This window comes from Streptomyces sp. NPDC002004, assembly GCF_053593975.1.
This window is the reverse complement of record NZ_JBSFDP010000014.1, coordinates 115,059-134,703: the sequence shown is the minus strand read 5'-3', so window position 1 is coordinate 134,703 and position 19,645 is coordinate 115,059. Positions and strand designations below refer to the sequence as shown.

Here is a 19,645-nt window from a genome sequence, read left to right as displayed (position 1 = left end):
TGCTCCACCTCACGCGGTGTCAGGTTGACCTTCACATCGATGTGAAGGTTTGAGCATACCTGCCATGACAAACCAGAGCACCGTTGAGCCTGTTGACGGGCAGGTACCGACCAGCGACGAGAAGCTGCCGATGGCGGCACTGCTGGCGCTGGCCACGGCCGTGTTCATCACCAGCCTGACCGAGACGCTTCCCGCCGGAGTGCTCCCCGCGATGAGCGGCAGCCTCCATGTGAGCGAGTCCGCGGCAGGTCAGTCCGTGACGGTCTACGCCGTCGGCACCGCCCTCACCGCCATACCGCTCACCGCCGCCACCGCGGGATGGCGGCGCAAGCGGCTGCTGTTGACGGCCATGGCCGGATTCGCGGCGGCCAACACCGTCACGGCCCTCTCGTCCGCCTACCCGCTGACCCTGATCGCCCGGTTCGTCGCCGGAGTGGCCGCGGGACTCGCCTGGGCCCTGCTGGCCGGCTATGCCCGCCGCATGGCACCGGCCCAACTCCAGGGAAAGGCGATCGCCGTTGCCATGGCCGGCGTCCCCGTCGCCCTCTCCCTGGGTGTCCCCGCGGGCACCTTCGTCGGCCAGGCCCTCGGCTGGCGGGTGGCCTTCCTGATCATGACGGGCCTCACCCTCATCCTGCTCGGCTGGATCACCGCGACCGTCCCGGACCACCCGGGGCAGCTTGCGGAGGAGCGGCCCCGGACACTGCGGGCGCTCGCCGTCCCGGGCGTGGCACCGGTCCTCTTCGTCACTCTCGTCTTCGTCCTCGCCCACACCATCCTCTACGCCTACATCGCCACCTTCCTCGACCACATCGGCATGGGCGAGTCGACCGACCTGGTCCTGCTGACCTTCGGGATCGCCTCCCTGCTGAGCATCTGGTTCACCGGAGCCCACATCGACCGGCGGCTGCGCACCCTCACCATCGGCAGCGTCCTCCTGGTCGGCGCCGCGGCCGCCGTGCTCGCCGTGCCGACCCGCACCGGCGCCCTCGTCTATCCTGCGGCGCTGTTGTGGGGCCTCGGCTGGGGTGGCGTCCCCACCCTGCTGCAGACTGCCGCCGCGGACGCCGGAGGCGGCGCTGCGGACGCCGCCCAGGCCATGCTGGTCACCCTGTGGAACGCCGCCATGGCCGCGGGCGGAGTCATCGGCGGCATCCTGCTCGGCACCCTGGGCGCGACGTCCTTCCCCTGGAGCGTTCTCCTGCTGCTGATACCGGGCCTCATCGCCGCCGTGGGCGCCCGTGCTCACGGCTTCCCGGCCGAGCGCCCGGGCACGGCCGCGTGAATCCGGGCCCCCGTGGGGCGCGGGCGCACTCCAGCACCGGGCCCACGGGGACCGCCCGCAGAAACAGCCGGGAGCAACCGGTCCGTTCGGAGCTCCACGTGCCGGCCCACCCCTCGGCAATCGATCCGTCCGGCGCCCATCTGCCCCGCCCCACCCGTCAACTGCCCGTGCGCCGCCGGGATTCCATGGCCGCCGGCCGTCACCCCACGGGTTGCACCAGCTCGCGCAGCGGCCATGTCCCCTCGACCACGGCCTGCTCGTCGCCCTTGCGGCGCAGGAAGGCCTGGAAGTCCGCGGCCCACTCCGCGTACCACTCGATCTGCCGCCGGTGCAGCTCCGCAGGGCCGAGGGCGGCCACCTTCGGGTGGCGCTCGGCTATCGCACAGGCGAGGCGGGCCGCCGCGAGCGCGTCGGCCATGGCGTCGTGCGCGGTGTCCAGCACCGTGCCGTACTCGGCGCAGACCGCTTCCAGATTGCGCTTGCCGCGGCGATAGCGCTCCACCCGGCGGTCGATCGTGTACGGGTCGATGACGGGCGCCGGGTCCACCCCGCCGAGGCGGTCACGCAGTGACGGCAGCCCGTACCGTCGCAGCTCCGCGGAGAGCAGGGTCAGGTCGAAGGCGGCGTTGTACGCGACGACCGGGACGCCCGCCTGCCAGGCCGTGACCAGGGCAGCCGCGATCGCGTCCGCGACCTGGTCCGCCGGGCTGCCTTCGGCGGCCGCGCGTGCGTTCGTGATGCCGTGCACCGCCACCGCGTCCGCCGGGATCGGGACCCCCGGGTCGGCCAGCCACTCCCGGTGTCCGACCGGCTCTCCGCCCTTGACCTCGATCAGCGCGCCGGTGACGATGCGCGCCTCGCGCGGATCCGTCCCGGTCGTCTCCAGGTCGAAGCCGATCAGCAGCTCGCGGTGCCAGGCCATGGCGGCCCCCTCCTTCGTGGTGCGTTCCCCCAGTGGTCATCACCCTCGCACGAGCCACTGACAATCCGCCCCGGGCCTTCCGCTCGTGTGCCGTCCGGCACCTCGCAGGCCGCCTCCGCCGACGGGACACACCGTGCCGGGAGCAGCGTCCGCCGGCGCGCCCGTCACGACACCGGCCGGGAATCCGTCCACGCCGATTCGAACTCCTCGCGATACACCTCAAAGAGTCCCCCTTCGCCCTGTTCGCCTGGTTTGACCACGCGACGGCCGCCCCGGAGGACGAGGACGGGCGTCTCCAGGCCGCGGGTACTCCGGAGGTAGGACTGGACGACCGCTATGCCGTCGGATCCGTCGCCGTCGACGAGATAGGCGGTGAAGCGCGGGGTCTCGTCGAAGACCTGGATCTCGAAGGCGCCCGGGTCGCGCAGCCGGGAGCGCACCCGGCGCATGTGCAGGATGTTCATCTCGATGGACCGGCCCAGCTCACCGCGTTTGAGGCCGAGCTCCCGCTCGCGGCGCTTCACGGCACTGCTGGCCGGGTTGAGGAACAGCAGCCGCACACGGCAGCCGGACTCGGCGAGCCTGATCAGACGGCGCCCCGAGAAGTTCTGCACCAGCAGATTCAGGCCCGTGCCGATGGCGTCGAGGCGCCTGGCATCGCCGAAGATGTCCTCGGCCGGGAACTGCCGCAGCAGCCGCACCCGGTCGGGGTGCACGCCCACCACGTCCGCGTACCGGTCGCCGACCAGGTCCTCCACGGCATCGACGGGCAGCCGCCGCGCCGACGGCGCGTCCGAACCCGCCCCCAGCATCTCCAGGAGCCGCGCCGAGGCGCGCTCGGCCTGGGCGAGCACGGCTTCCGACAGCGCCCGGTTGCGCGAGACGACGTTCCGCGTGACCTCCAGCTCGTCCAGGGCGAGTTCGACGTCGCGCCGGTCGTCGAAGTACGGCTCGAAGCAGGGCCAGTGCTGCACCATGAGTTCGCGCAGCTGCGGCAGTGTGAGGAAGCTCAGGACGTTGTCGTCCGCGGGGTCCAGCAGATAGCCCTTCCGGCGGCTCACCTCGCGCACGGCGACGGCCCTCTGGACCCACTCCTGGCCGGCGGGCCCGGCCGCGGCGACGACCCAGTCGTCGCCGTGGACGGGTTCGTAGACGGGCCGCAGAACGGCGGCCACGACGGCCCGCAGCCGCTGCTCCACGAGGTTCAGCCATATGTAGGCGCGGCCCGCGCGTTGAGCGCGCGTACGCACCTCGCTCCAGGCGTCGGCGCCCCAGTCCAGTTCGGGTCCGATCTGCGATCCCATCTCCACCGGCCGCGCCAAGGACACCGCTCCGGGCGGGACCTCCGTGGAGCCCTCCTCGTGACCCTCGTCACCAGGAGGCAGCTCCAGCCCTCCCGAGCTCACCCGCGCACCGCCTTCCGCCCCCGAGCACCCCTATTCAACGATCAAGGAAGGGTACTCCGGGAGCGGTCCGCGGTGCAGCCGGATGCACAGGGCAGTTTCTCAACTCCGGGGACGGGGCTTGCCGTTCTGATCGGCGAGGTCGGCCGGAGTGAGCGGATTCATAGCGGTCACATCGCGCGGGACGAGCGAGAACCCCTGCCAGTGCACCGGCATCGGCTGCTGGTCCTCGTCCCGGGCGACATGGTGGAACCCGATGTTGACCCAGGTGATCGGATGCGTCAGCGTCTCGCCGTTCACCCACTTGTCGACGGTCGTCGGAACGCCGGTTGCGCAGGACGGGTTGTCGCTCGCGTACTGCTCGCACTTGCGGTACTGCGTGAAGTACACGTCGTGCCGGGTGAAGGCCCGGCCCAGGAACTTGCTGGTGTGTCCGGGCACGATCTCGTACGACCTGGGGTGGCCGTCCTTGTTCTTGCCCGCGGTGCTGACGACGCGCCACCAGCGCATGTCCTTGGCGTCGCCCGCGAGTTCCTTGGTGACGGGGGTGCGGGTGGTCTTCGTGGTGGGGCTGCCGTTGCCGTGCGGCGCGGTCACCTGGGAGTCGTACTGCTCGACCCGGCTCTTCGAGGAGCCGTCGAGGCCGAAGTCGAGCCGCCAGAAGACGTTGTGGCTGTGGCTGGTGGCGTAGGAGCGGGCGCCCTTGCCGATGGGCCAGCCGCGGCCGTCACCGGCGTCGTAGTCCCACGGCGAGAGGCTGCCCGTGGCGCCGACGTTGGAGCTGATGGCGCCGTCCGACGAGAACCGCCACTCGGTGATGTACTCGTACCAGGAGGCCTTGTTGACGGTGTAGACGAGCAGGTCCTTGCCCTGGGCGCTGTAGAGCTTGCCGCTCCCGCCGGTGCTGTCGTCGTCGTGGAGGCGGTAGGCGTGGCCCCGCGCGCGGGTGGTGACGCAGATGCCGTGCACATTGCCCACGTCGGGCACCTTGACGGTCTTGATGGTGCCGCCCGGGCATTCCGAGGGGCGCAGGTTCTGCAGGGAACGGCCGAAGTCGGTGCCGGTGACGTCGTCGTACTCGTTCTTGCCGTCGTCGTAGGGCACGTGGACCTGCCCGAGCCGGGCGGTGGTGAGCACGGGTATGGGCTTGGGCTCGCTCTTCGGCTGATAGCCGACCTTGTCGAGGACGAGGCCGGAGAGCGTGTTGTAGTGCCAGCACATGCGCCAGGTGGTGCCGCCGTCGAGCGTCTGGTCGATGCGGTAGGCGGCGCTGCAGTCGGCGGCGGCCGCGGACGGGCGCGGGGCGGCCGGGGCGGACCCGGCGGCCGATGCGGACCCGGCGGCCGCCGCGACGGCCAGCAGCGCGCCGGCTCCGAGGGCGAGTGCGGCCCGCGCGCGGACGCGCGAGAGTCTTTCTACGAGCATGCGAAGGGCTCCTCGTACGAGAAGGACACGGGTGAGGTGGCTCAGCGGAGGCGGCCGACGGTGTGCGCGCTGAGGTCGACGACCATCGCGCGGGTGTCGATCCACGGGCCGTTCCTGACCTTGGCGACGACACGCAGGCACCGGTGCTCGCCGCAGGCGGTCAGGCCGGACGGCACGTGCGCGACGGTCTCCTTGCGGAAGACCATGCCGCTGAGCTCCAGCTGGCCCGGGCCGGTGAGGGTCTTGCCCGTCGCGTTGCGGTAGTCGGCCTTCAGCCCCTTGCCGAGCGGGTCACCGATCAGCAGCCGGACGGCCTCGCGCAGCTCGTCGGGGCTGGGCGGCGGCTGTACGCCGTGCGCCCGCTCGGTGTCCACGACCTTGCCCGCGGCCAGATCGACGGTCTTGGTGATCACCGTGTCGCTCTTGTAGTCGTACGAGACGACCTCGGCGCGGCGGTCCGCCGACGCGCCCGCCCCGTCCGGTTCGGCGAGGTTCGTGGAGAGGTGCTGCGGGCCGCGGTCCCCCTCCGCGTCCCTGGCCGCCGCGCGCAGGCCGCGGTCCACGGCGATCCGCTCCGCGCGGGCGATCTCGTCGTCGGTGAGCGGGTCGCTGCCGACTCCGCTCGCCCCCTCGTGGGGTGCGGCCTCCACACGGCCGTCCGGCGCGACCGCGTCGCGCTGTGCGGCGCCCGCGGCGGCCGTTCTCTTTCCGTTCGAATCCCCCGGGCCCCCCGAGCCCGGAAGGGTGATGGCGACCATCAGGGCGGCACCGGCCGCCGCGACCGCCGCGCCCGCCACCACCTTCCCCAGATGGCGTCCGGCTAACGCGCGCACATCCTCCCCCAATTCCCCCTGTTGTCACCGCAGTGGGCATATGGCATATGTGGTCACCCTGTAGGACGTCCGGAAGTCCTAGGAGGTTCCGCCACTTTCGGGGAGACTCGGGCCGGAGTGGCCCCCACCCCCCGGGCCGGAAGTGGAAGAGTCGTATCCATGCAGGTCTGGCCTGGACAGGCGTATCCCCTCGGTGCCACGTACGACGGCGCCGGAACCAACTTCGCGGTCTTCTCGGAAGCCGCGCACCGGATCGAGCTGTGTCTGCTGCACGACGACGGCTCGGAGACGGCCGTGGAACTGCGCGAGACGGACGCGTTCGTGCGGCACGCGTACCTGCCCGGCGTCATGCCGGGGCAGCGCTACGGCTTCCGGGTGCACGGCCCGTACGCGCCCGAACGGGGGATGCGCTGCAACTCCGCGAAGCTGCTGCTGGATCCCTACGCGCGGGCGATCAGCGGATCGATCCACTGGGGCGAGGCGGTGTACGGCTACCACTTCGGTTCCCCCGACCGGCGCAACGACATGGACTCGGCGCCGCACACGATGTCCTCGGTGGTGGTCAACCCGTACTTCGACTGGGGTGACGACCGCCGCCCGCGCACCGACTACCACCGCACGGTGATCTACGAGGCCCATGTGAAGGGCCTGACGATGCGCCACCCGGCGCTACCGGACGAGCTGCGCGGCACCTACGCGGCGCTCGCGCACCCGGCGATCCTGGAGCATCTGACGGAACTCGGCGTGACGGCACTGGAACTGATGCCGGTCCACCAGTTCGTGCACGACCACCGCCTCGCGGACATGGGCATCAGCAACTACTGGGGCTACAACACGATCGGCTTCTTCGCCCCGCACAACGCCTACGCCTCCTGGGGCGACCGGGGCCAGCAGGTGCTGGAGTTCAAGTCGGCCGTGCGCGCGCTGCACGCGGCCGGCATCGAGGTCATCCTGGACGTGGTCTACAACCACACCGCCGAGGGCAACCACCTGGGTCCGACGCTCTCCTTCAAGGGCCTCGACAACGCCTCGTACTACCGGCTCACGGACAATCCGCGGTATTACATGGACACCACGGGCACCGGCAACTCGCTGCTGATGCGCTCCCCGCACGTGCTCCAGCTCATCATGGACTCGTTGCGGTACTGGGTCAGCGAGATGCACGTCGACGGCTTCCGGTTCGACCTCGCGGCGACCCTGGCGCGGCAGTTCCACGAGGTGGACCGGCTGTCGTCGTTCTTCGACCTGGTGCAGCAGGACCCGGTGGTCTCGCAGGTGAAGCTGATCGCGGAGCCCTGGGACGTCGGCGAGGGCGGCTACCAGGTGGGCAATTTTCCGCCGTTGTGGACCGAGTGGAACGGCAAGTACCGCGACACGGTGCGCGACATGTGGCGGGGCGAGCCGCGCACCCTCGCCGAGTTCGCCTCACGGCTGACCGGCTCGTCCGACCTGTACCAGTCCGACGGGCGCCGCCCCATCGCCTCGATCAACTTCGTGACCTGCCACGACGGCTTCACTCTGCACGACCTGGTCTCGTACAACGGCAAGCACAACGAGGCCAACGGCGAGGACAACCGGGACGGCGAGAGCCACAACCGGTCCTGGAACTGCGGCGTGGAGGGCGAGACCGACGACGAGGCGGTCCTGGAACTGCGCGAGCGGCAGATGCGCAACTTCCTCGCGACGCTGATGCTGTCCCAGGGCGTGCCGATGATCAGCCACGGGGACGAGTTCGCGCGCACCCAGCGAGGTAACAACAACGCCTACTGCCAGGACAACGAGCTGTCCTGGGTGGCGTGGCCGGAGGACCCCGAGGAAGCCGAGAGGCGCCTGTCCTTCGTCCGCTCGATGGTGTGGCTGCGCCGTGACCACCCGGTGTTCCGCAGGCGCCGCTTCTTCCACGGCCGACCGGTCGAGGGCACGCACGACGAGCTGTCGGACATCTCGTGGTTCACCCCCGAGGGCGAGCAGATGCGGCAGCGCGACTGGAGCGCCTCCCACGCGCGGGCGCTCACCGTGTTCCTCAACGGCAACGCGATCTCCGAACCCGGCCCGCGCGGGGAGCGCATCGCGGACGACTCGTTCCTGCTCATGTTCAACGCGTCCCCGGAGTCACTGGACTTCGTGGTGCCGGTCGACCACGGCCACCAGTGGCAGGTCGTGGTCGACACCGCCAGGAAGGAGACGGTGACGCCGGGCATGGGCGAGAAGGTGTCCGCCGGGGACCGGCTGACCCTGGTCGACCGGAGCATGACGGTGTTGCAGCGGCCGGCCTGATCACGGTGTCCGGCTCGGTCCGGGCCATCACGGTCCCGGGCCGTCACGGTCCCGGGTCGTCACGATCCTGGCGGGCGCCGGGCCGGTCACGGCCCTGCGGGGGCCGGACGCTGCTCCTGCGGGACGACTCCGGGCTCGGCGCCCCGGGGGTGGTGCGGGGCCGGGCGGGTCGCCAGGGCGATGGCGAACGCCAGCCCGGCCGCCGTGCTGGCCACGGCGAACGCGGCGCTCGCCCCGTACGCCTCGGCGAGCCGGCCCGCGCCGAGGACCGAGAGTGCCTGTCCGCCGACGACCGCGCTGGTCGCGAAGGCCATCGCCTCCGCGAGCCGGGACGGCGGCACGGCGCGTTCGGTGAGTCCGAACGCGGTGATCAGATGCGGTGCGTACGCGACGCCGAGCACCGTGACCTCGACGTACAGCGCCTCCAGGCCGTCCGCCCACAGCAGCGGAAGGGACAGCAGCAGGGCGGCGCCTGTGGCCAGACGCCAGCGCAGCCGCAGTCCCATGCGGGCGGGGACGGCGGCCAGGGACAGACCGGCGACGGCGCTCATGACGCCCATGGCGGCGTACACGAGGCCGGCCTGGTCCGGCTGCCCCAGCCGCTCGGTCAGGGCCGCGATACCGGCCTGGCAGGCGCCGAACATGGCGCCCTGGAGGGCGAGGGCAGCCCGCAGGCCGTGGACGGAGCGGGGCATGCGCGGACGGGTCCGCGACGCGCGCCCCGGCCGCTCGGCCGCCGCGTCCGCCGCTGCCGCCCCGGCCGTTCGGGCCGTGGGGTGGAGGGCGAACCCACTGCCGCACACGGCAACGAGGAGCGCCGCCGCGCCCAGGGCGTACGCCGGATGAGCGAGCACCGAGGCGAGGCCGACGAGCCCGGGGCCGAGCACGAACGCGGTCTCGTCGAGGGTGCCTTCGAACGACAGTGCGGCGTTGAGGAGTCGTTCGTCGGCGTCGGCGCGGTGCGCGAGGGCGACGAGGCGCGTCCTCGCGAGCGGGCCGATGACGGGCACCGCGGCGCCGGCGAGGGCGCCCAGGGCGATGAGCACCGGCGTGCCGAGCCCGGCCAGGGCGCCGGCGACCAGGCCCGCGACGGCGAGCCCGTCGAGCAGCGAGAGGCACAGCACCACGGACCGTTGGCCGTACCTGTCCGTCAGCCGTCCCACGACCGGCCCGCAGGCCACCTGGCCGGCCGCGAGCGCGCCGCCGACCGCACCGGCGGTGCCCAGGGAGCCGCTGGTCGCGGCGACGAGCAGCACGCTCCCGAACTGGATCATCGCGACCGGCAGGCGGCCGAGGAAGGAGACCACCGGGAGCAGGGCCCCCGTCAGGCCGACGACCTTGCGATAGGTGTCCAGGGTGCCCTGGGACGTGGTTGCCATCGTTCGAACGCTAGTCACGCGCGCGGGGCCACCTGCATGCGCCGATGACACGAAACACGCCCATCCGGGTACGTACGTTCGCATGACCCCTGAACGCTCCGAGCATGTGATCCCCGCGCCGCCGACCGCGACCTACCGGCTGCAGTTGCAGCCGGGGTTCCCGTTCGCCGCCGCCGAGGCCGCCGTGCCGTACCTGGCGTCCCTCGGTGTGTCGCATCTGCATCTGTCGCCGGTGCTCGAAGCAGTGCCCGGGTCGACGCACGGCTACGACGTGGTGGACCACACGCGCGTGCGGGGCGAGCTGGGCGGCGAGGACGGACTGCGGTCGCTGTCCCGGACCGCGCGGGACCACGGTCTGGGTCTCGTCGTGGACATCGTCCCCAACCACATGGCGGCGGTGCCGCAGCTCAACCGCCCCCTGTGGGAGGTGCTGCGCGACGGCCCCGAGTCGCCCTGCGCGCGCTGGTTCGACATCGACTGGCAGGCACACGACGGGCGGGTGCTGCTCCCGGTGCTCGCGCACCGGATCGGGGAGGAACTGGACGAGCTGGAGGTCGACGGGGACGTCCTGCGGTACGGGGAGAGTTCGTTCCCGCTGCGCGCGGGCACCGGGAAGCTGCCGCTGCCGCAGTTGCTGGACGCACAGTGGTACCGGCTCTGCTGGTGGCGGCTGGCCCGGACGGAGCTGAACTACCGGAGGTTCTTCACCATCTCGGACCTCATCGGGGTGCGTGTGGAGGACCCCGAGGTGTTCCGGGCGACCCACGCGAAGATCGTCGAGCTGCTGGACGAGGGCGTGGTGGACGGGCTGCGGGTCGACCATCCGGACGGGCTCGCCGACCCCGGCGTGTACCTGCGCCGTCTGCACGAGGCGACGGGCGGCAAGTGGACCGTGGTCGAGAAGATCCTCGCGGACGGGGAACGGCTGCCCGACGCGTGGCCGGTCGCGGGCACCACCGGGTACGACGCGCTGCGGCACGTGGACGGCCTGTTCACGGACCCGGAGGGGGCGGGTGAACTGCGGGAACAGTACCGGCGTTTCGCGGTTCCCGAGGCCGATCTGGGCGGCGACTGGACGGCGACGGTGCGCCGCGCGGCGTACGAGGTGGTCCGGCACGAGCTGGCCGCCGAGGTGGAGCGCCTCACCCGCGCGGGGCACCGCATCTGCTCCGCCGACCCCGCACTGCGCGACCGCGCGCCGTGGGCGCTGCGCACCGCGATCGAGGAACTGCTCGTCCGCCTCCCGGTGTACCGGCCGTACGCCTCGGGGGGCGCCGAGAGCGTCCTGACGGAGGAGGCAGCCGCCGACGCGAGGCGGGCGTTCGACGTGCCCGAGGAGGCCGCCGCGGTGGACGTCGTACGGGATCTGGTGCTCGGCCGACTGGGTCACGGGCCCGACGCCACGGGGTTCCGCGCGCGGTTCGCGCAGATCGCCTCGGCGCTGCGTGCCAAGGCCGTGGAGGACACCGCGTTCTACCGGTACCCGGCGCTGCTGTCGGCCACGGAGGTGGGCGGCGCACCCGGCTCCCCGGCGGTGGCCCCGGAGACGTTCCACGCGTTCTGCGCGCGCGTGCAGCACGACTGGCCGCTCACCGGGACCGTGCTGTCCACGCACGACACCAAGCGCAGCGCGGACGTACGGGCCAGCATCGCCGTCCTCACCGAGTGCCCCGGGGAGTGGGCGGAGCTGCTGGCCCGGGTGACCGAGGCCACCGGGCGCGGGGGCGGCGCCGGCGCGCCCGACGGAGTGATCGCCTGGGCGGCCTGGCAGACGGCCGTCGGCTGCGGGTTCCCGTATCCGGAGCGGGTGGGCCCGGCGCTGTTGAAGCACGTCCGCGAGACGGGGCTGCGGACCAGCTGGACCGAACAGGACGCCGACTACGAGCAGGCCGTCACCCGGTTCGTGGAGGCGGGTCCCTGCGGGCCGCCGCTCTACACGGTCGCGGAGTTCACCTCGCGGGTGCGGCCCCAGGTGCGGGCCAACGTCCTCGGGATGGCACTGCTGCACCTGGCGATGCCGGGGGTGCCCGACGTCTACCAGGGGACGGAGAGCGAGTACCGGGTGCTCGTCGACCCGGACAACCGCCGAAGGGTGCGCTTCCGCCGGAAGTTCCTGGAGGACGTCGAGTCCGGCCGCCGCCCCAGGGATCTGTCCGCCGAGAAGACCGCGCTCACCATGGCCGCGCTGCGGCTGCGCGCCCGCCGCCCCGAGGCGTTCGGCGAGGCGGCCACGTACGAGCCGCTGCACGCCCGCGGCGCGGCCGCCGCGCACTGTGTGGCGTTCGTACGCTCCTCGGAGGTCCTGTGCGCCGTCACGCGCCTCTCACGGCGGCTGGCCGACGCCGGGGGCTGGCGCGACACGGAGCTGGAGCTGCCGGAGGGCGTGTGGCGCGATCTGCTCACTCCGGGGCGCGAGTTCACCGGGCGGGTGCGCGTGGCGGATCTGTTCGCGGACCTGCCGGTGCTCCTCCTGGAACGGGCGCACGGCGGGTCCGGCGCCAGGACGCCGGCATGAGCGGCCGGCCCGCCGCCCCGTCCCGGCTCTCCGGCCCGTCGTCCTCGACGGCGGGCACGGAGGACTCCCCTCGTACGGAGGACGCTGCTCGAACGGCAGGCCTCCCGCGCGCGGGGGACTTCCAGGCAGCCCACGGCCCGAGGGCGAAGCCCCCACGTGTCCGGCCGACCTCCACTGCTCCTGCCCCGCCGAAATGCGCCGGGACGAGCAACTCCCCGAGGTCGGCTGCCCGTTCGACGACCCGACGGCGGCTGGCCGCCGCCCGGACCGGGTCCAGGCAGAAGCAGCTGTTGCAGGAGGGGGCGAGGATCTGCACCGGGCTGTGCAGCAGATCGCCGACGAACACCGCCCGGTCGCCGTCGGACTCGAGCCGCAGCACCGACGAACCGGGCGTATGGCCCGGCGCGGACTCGAGGGTGAGGTGTTCGTCGATGCGGTGGACGCCGTCCCACAGCACGGCCTGCCCGGCGCGGTGGACCGGCGCGACGCTGTCCTGGTAGATGAGCCGGTCGTCCTCGCGCAGCCCGTTCCCGTACGCGTTGTCCGGGCCGAAGTGGAAGTCGTCGGCGGTCGGCAGGAGGTACAGGGCGTTGGGGAACGTCGGCGCCCACTCCCCCGTGGCACCCGTGGTGTTCCACCCGACGTGATCGCCGTGGAGGTGCGTGTTGACGACGACGTCCACGTCCTCCGGGCGGACTCCGGCCCTGGCCAGGCGGCCGAGGAAGTCGCCCTGCCAGCGATGGAACATCGGCGAGCCCGGCCGCTCGCGCCCGTTGCCCACCCCGGTGTCGACCAGAACCGTCCGTCCGCCACTGCGCAGCACCCAGGTCTGCAGCGCGACCACCGCCCGGTCGCCTTCCGGGTCCCAGTGGTCCGGCGCCAGCCAGTCCCCGTTGTCCTGCCACAGCTCGGCCGGGGACTCCGGGACCAGGCCACGGGCGGGCGCGAACGCCCCCTGCCATTCGACGACGCGGATGACCTCGACATCGCCCAGCATGATGCTCTGCACGCTCTCTTCGTTCATGCCGTCGACGCTAGGCAGGTCTACCGAGCCTCTCAATGCTCTTCCGGCTCATCCTGATACGCATCCGTCTCACCCTTGAGCTCATGGGTACGCTGACGGGATGGACGTGGTGAGCGATGCCGTCTCGGCCGTGCGCGTGGGACGGCCCTCCTCCAACCGGGTGCGGGTCGGAGGAACTTGGTGCACCCGGCTCGCCCCGTACGACGGCGCGGGGTTCCACGTGGTCCTCAAGGGCCGCTGCCGGCTGCTGACCGACGATGGCGCCCCGCTCTCGCTCGGCGCCGGTGATGCAGTGCTGCTGCCGCACGGGACGGAGCATGTGCTCGCCGACGCCGGCACCGACGCGACCGCCGCGGAACGGGCGGTGCCGTTCGAGCGCTGGCTCGACGGGAGCATCCCCCCTCCGCCCCGGGCAGGTGCCGGCGAGGTGGAACTGCTGTGCGGCAAGTACCGGCTCGACCGCAGCCGGGCCCATCCGCTCCTGGCGGAGCTGCCGGAGGTCGTCCATCTCCCCAACCGGATCGGCACGCACCCCGAACTCCGCGCCGCCATCGACCTGCTGGGCGGCGAACTCGGCGAGCAGCGGCCCGGAGCCTGTATTGCGGTCCCCAGCCTGCTCGACCTGCTCCTCGTGTACATGATCCGCTCGTGGATGGCCGAGGGCACCGCCGGCGTCTGGCCGAGCGTCCTGGGCGACCCGGTGGCGGCCGCCGCCCTGCGGGCACTGCACTCGGACCCGGCCGCCCCGTGGACCAACGAGCGCCTGGCCGGCGAGGCAGGAGTGTCCCGCCCCACCCTGGCCCGGCGGTTCACCGCCCTGGTGGGCCGTCCTCCGATGGCCTACCTCACCTGGTGGCGGCTCACCTTCGCCGCCGCTCTCCTCCGCGACACCCCGGACCCGCTCGCCACCATCGCCCGCCGCGTCGGCTACGGCACCCCCTATGCCCTCTCCCACGCCTTCAACCGGGAATTCGGAACCACACCGGGACGGTACCGGGCGGAGGCAGCGGGACGCACATGAGGACACCGGCCGGCGGCGACACTCTGCGCAGCCACCGGCACGTCCCCAAGAGCGCGTCACCAGGCGGCAGATGCACCCGCTCCCCAGGCCGTCCGGGGCGATCGACGGCGCGTTTGCCGCGCTCGCGGGCCGTCGGCCGCACTGTCGAAGACGGCTCGGCGGGGGGTCGGCGGGGGGACGCCTTCTTGACAGTCGACGCCGTCCGTGGAGTACTGCGGATTGCGACGGCGGGCGGGCCAGACGGGGGTGAGTCACCTGACGGAGCAGCGCTACCCCAGTGCGACCGAGCTCGTCGCGTCCGCGCGGGCGCTGGCCGGGCACCGTCCTGAGCTGAGCACACTGCGGCAGATCGGCACCTCGCGCGCGGGCAGACCGCTGCACCTGTTGTCCGTCGGGCACGCACGCAGTGCGGTGCTCGTGGTGGCGGGGGCGCATGCCAATGAGCCGACCGGGGGCTCGACGCTGCTGCGGCTGGCCGAACGGGCCCTGCTCGAACCGGCGTTCCGGGCCGGGACGTCCTGGCACTTCCTGCTGTGCGCGGACCCGGACGGCGCGAGCCTGCACCGTACGCCCGCTCCGCGCACGCTGCTGGACTACCACCGGCACTTCTTCCGCCCCGCGGGCCCGGAGCAGCCCGAGTGGTCTCCGTCGGTGCTGCCGCCCGACCGGCTGCCGCCCGAGACGCGCGCGCTGACCGGGGTCATCGACGAGGTGCGGCCCTACCTCCAGGTGTCCCTGCACGGCACCGATCTCGGCGGCAGCTGGGTACAGCTGACCAAGGACATCCCCGGGCTCGCCGAGCCGTTCGCCAAGTCGGCGGCCGAGCTGCACATTCCGGTGGAGACGGGGGCCTCGGACGCGGCGGGGTGGCCCGCATCGGGGCCGGGGGTGCATGTGATGCCGGCGCCGGGCTCGGACGCCGCCTTCCCGAGCCTGCCGGACGACGCCCGGCACAGCACCTGGCACCACGCACACCGGTACGGCGGGCTGACGGCGGTCGTCGAGGTGCCGATGTGGGCGAGCGATCTGGTGGACGACCCGGCACCGCATCCCGCGCCGGCCGAGGCGATGCGGCGGCTGTCCCTGCGGCTGCTGCGGGACACCCGGCTGGTGGAGGACGTCCTCGCGGACGCGCTGCCCCGGCTCACCGGCGCGGAGGGGCCGTTGCTGCGGGCCTCGCGCTGGGCGCTGGCTCTCGTGCCGGGCCTCGCGGACGACTGGATGCGGCTTCCGCCCGCCGGGGCGACCATGGCGTACATCGGCAGCATCGACGCCTTCGGGCGCCGGCTCCCCCTGCGGGCCGCCGCGATGCTGCTGCGGGTGCTCAAGGATGCGGACGACCGGGCCGCCCCACGGCTGGAACAGCTCGTCGTCGAGTGGTGCGACGCCTTCGCCGAGCGCTTCCGGGCGCGCTGGGTGCCGCTGGACCACCAGGTGGAGCACCAGTCCCGCACGGTGGCGGCGGCGGCGCGGCACGCGCGCGGGAGGACGTGACGGGCCCCTGTGTGCACATCGGTGCACGGGTCGGCACGACGGGACCCGCGTACACGTGTCGGCGCGAGGGGATCCGCGTGCCCGGGACGGCGCGACGGCACCTGCCGACGGGCACCCTCGTGCCCTCGGGGGGCGGGACGGCACCGTGAAGACCGAGCTCCCGGGCGTCAGTTGCTCGCGAGCCGGAAGCCCATCCGTCCGAAGCTCACCTGGTCGCCGTCCCGGACGACGGCCGCGCCGACCACCCGCCGGCCGTTGACGGTCGTGCCGTTCATGGAACCGAGGTCGCGCAGCACCCAGATGCCGCCCTGCCGGGTCAGCTCGGCGTGCACCCGCGACACCGACTCGTGGCTCAGCCGCAGGCCGTTCGCCGGGTCACGGCCGATGCGCAGCGTCTCGGGGCCGCCCGGCTGGGGCAGCAGCAGCTTCGGCAGCTGCTCGGACCGCCAGGCCCTGCGCAGCCGCACCGTGAATCCGGAGAGCGCACCCACGGTACCGAGGACCATCCGCGACCAGCGGCCCTCGGTGTGGAGGTCGGCGGTGAGCTGCGCGAGCTCGTCCGATCTGCGCGCGGCGAGGGCCAGCTCCATGCGGCGGACGAACGTGTCGTGCGACAGCTTCCCCTGGGCCACACCCTCCCTGAGCGCACGCAGCGCCGTGTCGCGCTCGGCGTCCGACAGCCGCGCGGGGGAAGGGAGGGACTCGAAAGACGACGTCACGAAGGTGATTGTCATTCAGTGTGCCCGGGGTGTCCAGAAAACCGGTTCGCCGGCGGCGTACGGCGCTGCCGGGCTGCGCGGACTGCCCACTGTGCGCGGGGACTTGTCCATGATCCGGTTCGCGGTCCGTCCGCCCGCCGACGGGGACACGGACCTCCTGGCGCTCGGCCGCCCCGTCGCCGCGGCGCTGCGCCGCAGCCCTTGGGGCACCCACGGGCTGCACGCGTCGTCGGACGCGAAGGGCCCGACGCGGCGGCCGGGGAGGCACCGGACCGCCGCCGTCGCCCGTCCCCCGCGCGCGGCGGCACGCGCGTTCACTCCCGCGGGTGAGCCCGTTGCGCGGCACGTGCCTGCGCACCGTCCGAGCGGGCCGGCACCGGGTTCATCGGCGTGGAGCCCGGGCAACGGGGCCACGGACACGCATGCGACCTGCTCGTCGAGCGGCCCGCCTCCCCGTGGAGCCGGGGCGCCGGGTCCGTCGCGGGCGCGGCGGACGACGGGAGCCTCCCCGTCTCCGCCCCCTCCGCCCGCGCGGCACATCCGGTGATGGGGAAGCGGATCGATCTCATCTGACGCACCATGGACGGGACGTCACGCTGAGCAGACGAGGGGGAACCGTCCGTGCAGTTCGAGGTGTGGGCACCACAGGCCGACCGGGTCACGCTCCACGTGGAGGGCGCACCGCGCACCCTGGAGCGTGATCCCGGGCGTGCGGGATGGTGGACCGGCGAGGCGGATGCCGTGGACGGTGCGCGCTACGGGTTCGCGGTGGACGACGGTCCCGTGCTCCCGGATCCGCGTTCCCGGCGGCAGCCGGACGGCCCCGACGGGCCGAGCGCGGTCGTCGACCAGGGCAGGTACGCCTGGCGTACGCAGTGGGCGGGCAGGGACCTGCCCGGTGCGGTCCTGTACGAGCTGCACGTGGGCACGTACACGCGGGAGGGCACCCTCGACGCCGCCGCCGGACGGCTCGGGCACCTCGCCGAGCTGGGCGTCACCCATGTGGAGCTGATGCCGCTGTGTCCCTTCCCCGGGCGGCACGGCTGGGGGTACGAGGGTGTCTCGCTGTGGGCGGTCCACGAGCCGTACGGCGGCCCGGAGGCGCTGAAACGGTTCGTCGATGCCGCGCACGAGCACGGTCTCGGCGTCGTCCTGGACGTGGTGCACAACCACCTGGGTCCCTCCGGCAACCATCTGCCCGCGTTCGGGCCCTACTTCACGGACACCCACCACACGCCCTGGGGCGCCGCGGTCAACCTCGACGCACCGGGGTCGGACGAGGTGCGCGCGTACCTGCTCGGCAGCGCCCTGGCGTGGCTGCGGGACTACCGCCTCGACGGGCTGCGCCTGGACGCGGTGCACGCGCTGTGCGACACCCGCGCGCTGACGTTCCTGGAGGAGCTGTCGACGGCCGTCGACGGGCTGTCCGCCGAGCTGGGCAGGCCGCTCTTCCTGATCGCCGAGTCGGACCTGTGCGACCCCCGCGTCATCACCCCCCGCGCGCGGGGCGGCCTCGGCATCGACGCCCAGTGGAACGACGACTTCCACCACGCCCTGCACACGGCCGTGACAGGCGAGTCCCGGGGCTACTACGCGGACTTCGCCGCGGCGCCCTTCGCCGCGCTCGCGAAGACGCTGACGGGCGGCTACTTCCACGACGGCACCTATTCGAGCTTCCGCGGCCGCCACCACGGCCGCCCGCTGGACCGGGCGCGGACCTCGGCGCACCGGCTGCTCGGCTACGCGCAGACCCACGACCAGGTGGGCAACCGCGCCCAGGGCGACCGGCTGTCGGCGACGCTCTCCCCCGGCCTGCTGGCCTGCGCCGCCGCCGTGACGCTCACCGCCCCCTTCACACCGATGCTCTTCATGGGCGAGGAGTGGGGCGCGGGCACGCCCTGGCAGTTCTTCACCGACCACACCGATCCCGAGCTCGCCGAGGCCGTACGGCGCGGCAGGCGGCGGGAGTTCGCGGGGCACGGCTGGGCCGAGGAGGACGTGCCCGATCCGCAGGATCCGGCGACCCGGGAGCGCTCGTGCCTCGACTGGGCGGAGCCGGGGACGGAGCCGCACGCGCGGCTGCTCGCGTGGTACCGGCAGCTGATCGCGCTGCGGGGCACGCAGCCCGACCTGGCCGATCCCGATCTGGGCGCGGTGCGGGTGTCGTACGACGAGGAGGCGCGCTGGATCAGCTTCCGCAGGGGCGACGTCCGGGTCGCCGTGAACCTGTCCAAGGAGCCGGTGCGGATTCCCGTCGGGACCCGGACGGTGCGCGTACTGGCAGCGTGGGAGCCCGTGGGGCTTCCCGGCTCCGACGGACTGCTGCACGTACCGGCCGAGTCGGCGGCGGTGCTGGCCCAGCCCTGACAGGGGTCCCGGGGAGCTACTCGTCCTCCTCCGGCAGGTCCGTGACGCGTTCCAGCAGGATGGGCTCCCAGGCGTGGCGCAGCTGGAGCCGGAGGAGCGACAGGGGCGTGCCGACCGTGCCGTGCAGGCGCTCGGCGAAGCGGAGGACGGTGTCGCAGCGGGCGAGCCAGAGGCCCCGCAGCCCGTCCCGGGCGCCGTAGCCGGCCAGCGTGGCCGCCCGCACGGCGGCGGGCGCCCCGACGGCACGGGCGAGGCCCGCGATGTCCTCGGCCGGATCCCCCACCAGCGCGTCGGACCAGTCGAGGATCCCGCACACCCGCCCGTCGGCGGTCACCCGCAGACGGTCGCCGGTGAGGCGGTGGTGGACCAGGAACGCCGCGGGCCCGGGCGCCAACTGGGCGAGGGCCTGCGGCGTGGGCTGGGCCAGCCGGGCGGGGTCGAACTCGCCGTCCGCGGCGAGCGGTCCGGCCGCCCGGGTCGCAGCCGCGCGCAGCGCCTCCAGGGAGCGCGCGGGTACCCGCGGCAGCCCCAGGGTCGCCGCCTGCGCCACGGGTACCGCCCGCAGACCCGTGAGGAGCGTCGCGAGGTCCGACTCACCGGCCGCCGACACGGCCCGCTCGTCGGCGGCGACCCCGGGCAGCTTCCTGTCGAGGGTGAAGGCGAGCCCCGGCGCCCATTCGCCCGACCCGGCACTGACCGGCACCGGCACGCCGACGTGCGGGCGGACCAGGTCGCGCAGCCGGAGCTCACGGCGCTGTCCCGCGGACGCGGCCCGGTCCCGGGCGAGCCTGAGAACATGGCGGCTGCCCACCCACCAGGCGTACGGTTCGCCGCCCTCGTGCACGGGACGCACGTCCGGGACCGCGCCGGTCCCGCCGAGGACGGAGCGGACGATCCGGTGGACGTCGTCCGCGGTCGGTGGCTGCTGTCGCATCGCTCGCCCCTGATCGCTCACTGCCCCGCTGTTCACCTGCCCGAGTA

Annotated in this window: 13 protein-coding genes and 1 pseudogene; 6 read left to right on the top strand and 8 right to left on the bottom strand. The window is 73.2% G+C overall.

Annotation, left to right across the window (positions count from 1 at the left end):
- The first annotated feature begins 64 nt into the window (after positions 1-64).
- Positions 65-1,285 carry an MFS transporter gene (locus ACWCP6_RS22055; RefSeq protein WP_450934191.1) on the top strand — a complete coding sequence of 407 codons (1,221 nt, stop codon included), beginning with the start codon at positions 65-67 and terminating at the stop codon, positions 1,283-1,285.
- Positions 1,286-1,484: 199 nt separating this feature from the next.
- On the opposite strand, the gene ACWCP6_RS22050 is transcribed toward ACWCP6_RS22055, so the two are convergent.
- The 4 genes from ACWCP6_RS22050 to ACWCP6_RS22035 form a co-directional block, all read right to left on the bottom strand.
- Entirely contained in the window at positions 1,485-2,207 is a 723-nt protein-coding gene (locus ACWCP6_RS22050; RefSeq protein ID WP_450934190.1) for an exonuclease domain-containing protein, read from the bottom strand.
- Positions 2,208-2,371: 164 nt separating this feature from the next.
- Positions 2,372-3,613, bottom strand: a complete 1,242-nt coding sequence (locus tag ACWCP6_RS22045; RefSeq protein WP_450934189.1) for an SAV2148 family HEPN domain-containing protein — start codon at positions 3,611-3,613, stop codon at positions 2,372-2,374.
- Positions 3,614-3,712: 99 nt separating this feature from the next.
- The gene (locus tag ACWCP6_RS22040) at positions 3,713-5,035 is read right to left on the bottom strand and encodes a copper amine oxidase (RefSeq protein WP_450934188.1); all 1,323 of its coding nucleotides are present in this window, start codon (positions 5,033-5,035) and stop codon (positions 3,713-3,715) included.
- A 41-nt stretch (positions 5,036-5,076) separates the two neighbouring features.
- Entirely contained in the window at positions 5,077-5,868 is a 792-nt protein-coding gene (locus ACWCP6_RS22035; protein WP_450934187.1) for a Tat pathway signal sequence domain protein, read from the bottom strand.
- 159 nt (positions 5,869-6,027) lie between these two features.
- On the opposite strand from ACWCP6_RS22035, the gene glgX reads away from it, so the two are divergent.
- The gene (gene glgX / locus ACWCP6_RS22030; RefSeq protein ID WP_450934186.1) at positions 6,028-8,145 is read left to right on the top strand and encodes a glycogen debranching protein GlgX; all 2,118 of its coding nucleotides are present in this window, start codon (positions 6,028-6,030) and stop codon (positions 8,143-8,145) included.
- A gap of 86 nt (positions 8,146-8,231) precedes the next feature.
- Here glgX and ACWCP6_RS22025 read toward each other — a convergent pair whose 3' ends face one another.
- Positions 8,232-9,524, bottom strand: a complete 1,293-nt coding sequence (locus ACWCP6_RS22025) for an MFS transporter (protein WP_450934185.1) — start codon at positions 9,522-9,524, stop codon at positions 8,232-8,234.
- An 82-nt stretch (positions 9,525-9,606) separates the two neighbouring features.
- Here ACWCP6_RS22025 and treY point away from each other — a divergent pair, with 82 nt between their 5' ends.
- The gene (gene treY / locus ACWCP6_RS22020; RefSeq protein ID WP_450934184.1) at positions 9,607-12,039 is read left to right on the top strand and encodes a malto-oligosyltrehalose synthase; all 2,433 of its coding nucleotides are present in this window, start codon (positions 9,607-9,609) and stop codon (positions 12,037-12,039) included.
- A gap of 124 nt (positions 12,040-12,163) precedes the next feature.
- On the opposite strand, the pseudogene ACWCP6_RS22015 reads toward treY, so the two are convergent.
- Positions 12,164-13,063: pseudogene (locus ACWCP6_RS22015) on the bottom strand (MBL fold metallo-hydrolase); the annotation flags it as partial.
- A 100-nt stretch (positions 13,064-13,163) separates the two neighbouring features.
- On the opposite strand from ACWCP6_RS22015, the gene ACWCP6_RS22010 reads away from it, so the two are divergent.
- Both ACWCP6_RS22010 and ACWCP6_RS22005 read left to right on the top strand, forming a co-directional pair.
- Complete coding sequence (locus ACWCP6_RS22010; protein ID WP_450934183.1) at positions 13,164-14,084, top strand: AraC family transcriptional regulator; 921 nt, start codon at positions 13,164-13,166, stop codon at positions 14,082-14,084.
- A 246-nt stretch (positions 14,085-14,330) separates the two neighbouring features.
- On the top strand, positions 14,331-15,578 hold the full coding sequence (locus ACWCP6_RS22005; RefSeq protein ID WP_450934182.1) for a M14 family zinc carboxypeptidase: 1,248 nt from the start codon (positions 14,331-14,333) through the stop codon (positions 15,576-15,578).
- Between the two features lie 167 nt (positions 15,579-15,745).
- Here the strand turns inward: ACWCP6_RS22005 and ACWCP6_RS22000 are convergent, their stop codons facing one another.
- Complete coding sequence (locus ACWCP6_RS22000; protein ID WP_450934181.1) at positions 15,746-16,297, bottom strand: DUF1707 and FHA domain-containing protein; 552 nt, start codon at positions 16,295-16,297, stop codon at positions 15,746-15,748.
- Positions 16,298-16,918: 621 nt separating this feature from the next.
- Between ACWCP6_RS22000 and treZ the strand changes: the two genes are divergently transcribed.
- Positions 16,919-18,664, top strand: a complete 1,746-nt coding sequence (treZ, locus tag ACWCP6_RS21995) for a malto-oligosyltrehalose trehalohydrolase (protein ID WP_450934180.1) — start codon at positions 16,919-16,921, stop codon at positions 18,662-18,664.
- 16 nt (positions 18,665-18,680) lie between these two features.
- Here the strand turns inward: treZ and ACWCP6_RS21990 are convergent, their stop codons facing one another.
- Complete coding sequence (locus ACWCP6_RS21990) at positions 18,681-19,598, bottom strand: aminoglycoside phosphotransferase family protein (protein WP_450934179.1); 918 nt, start codon at positions 19,596-19,598, stop codon at positions 18,681-18,683.
- Positions 19,599-19,645: the final 47 nt, after the last annotated feature.

Excerpts from the sequence above, each read along its gene's own strand:
- ACWCP6_RS22055 (WP_450934191.1), top strand. The coding sequence starts at position 65 with ATGACAAACCAGAGCACCGTTGAGCCTGTTGACGGGCAGGTACCGACC.
- ACWCP6_RS22050 (WP_450934190.1), bottom strand. The coding sequence starts at position 2,207 with ATGGCCTGGCACCGCGAGCTGCTGATCGGCTTCGACCTGGAGACGACC.
- ACWCP6_RS22040 (WP_450934188.1), bottom strand. The coding sequence starts at position 5,035 with ATGCTCGTAGAAAGACTCTCGCGCGTCCGCGCGCGGGCCGCACTCGCC.
- glgX (WP_450934186.1), top strand. The coding sequence starts at position 6,028 with ATGCAGGTCTGGCCTGGACAGGCGTATCCCCTCGGTGCCACGTACGAC.
- ACWCP6_RS22025 (WP_450934185.1), bottom strand. The coding sequence starts at position 9,524 with ATGGCAACCACGTCCCAGGGCACCCTGGACACCTATCGCAAGGTCGTC.
- treY (WP_450934184.1), top strand. The coding sequence starts at position 9,607 with ATGACCCCTGAACGCTCCGAGCATGTGATCCCCGCGCCGCCGACCGCG.
- ACWCP6_RS22010 (WP_450934183.1), top strand. The coding sequence starts at position 13,164 with ATGGACGTGGTGAGCGATGCCGTCTCGGCCGTGCGCGTGGGACGGCCC.
- ACWCP6_RS21990 (WP_450934179.1), bottom strand. The coding sequence starts at position 19,598 with ATGCGACAGCAGCCACCGACCGCGGACGACGTCCACCGGATCGTCCGC.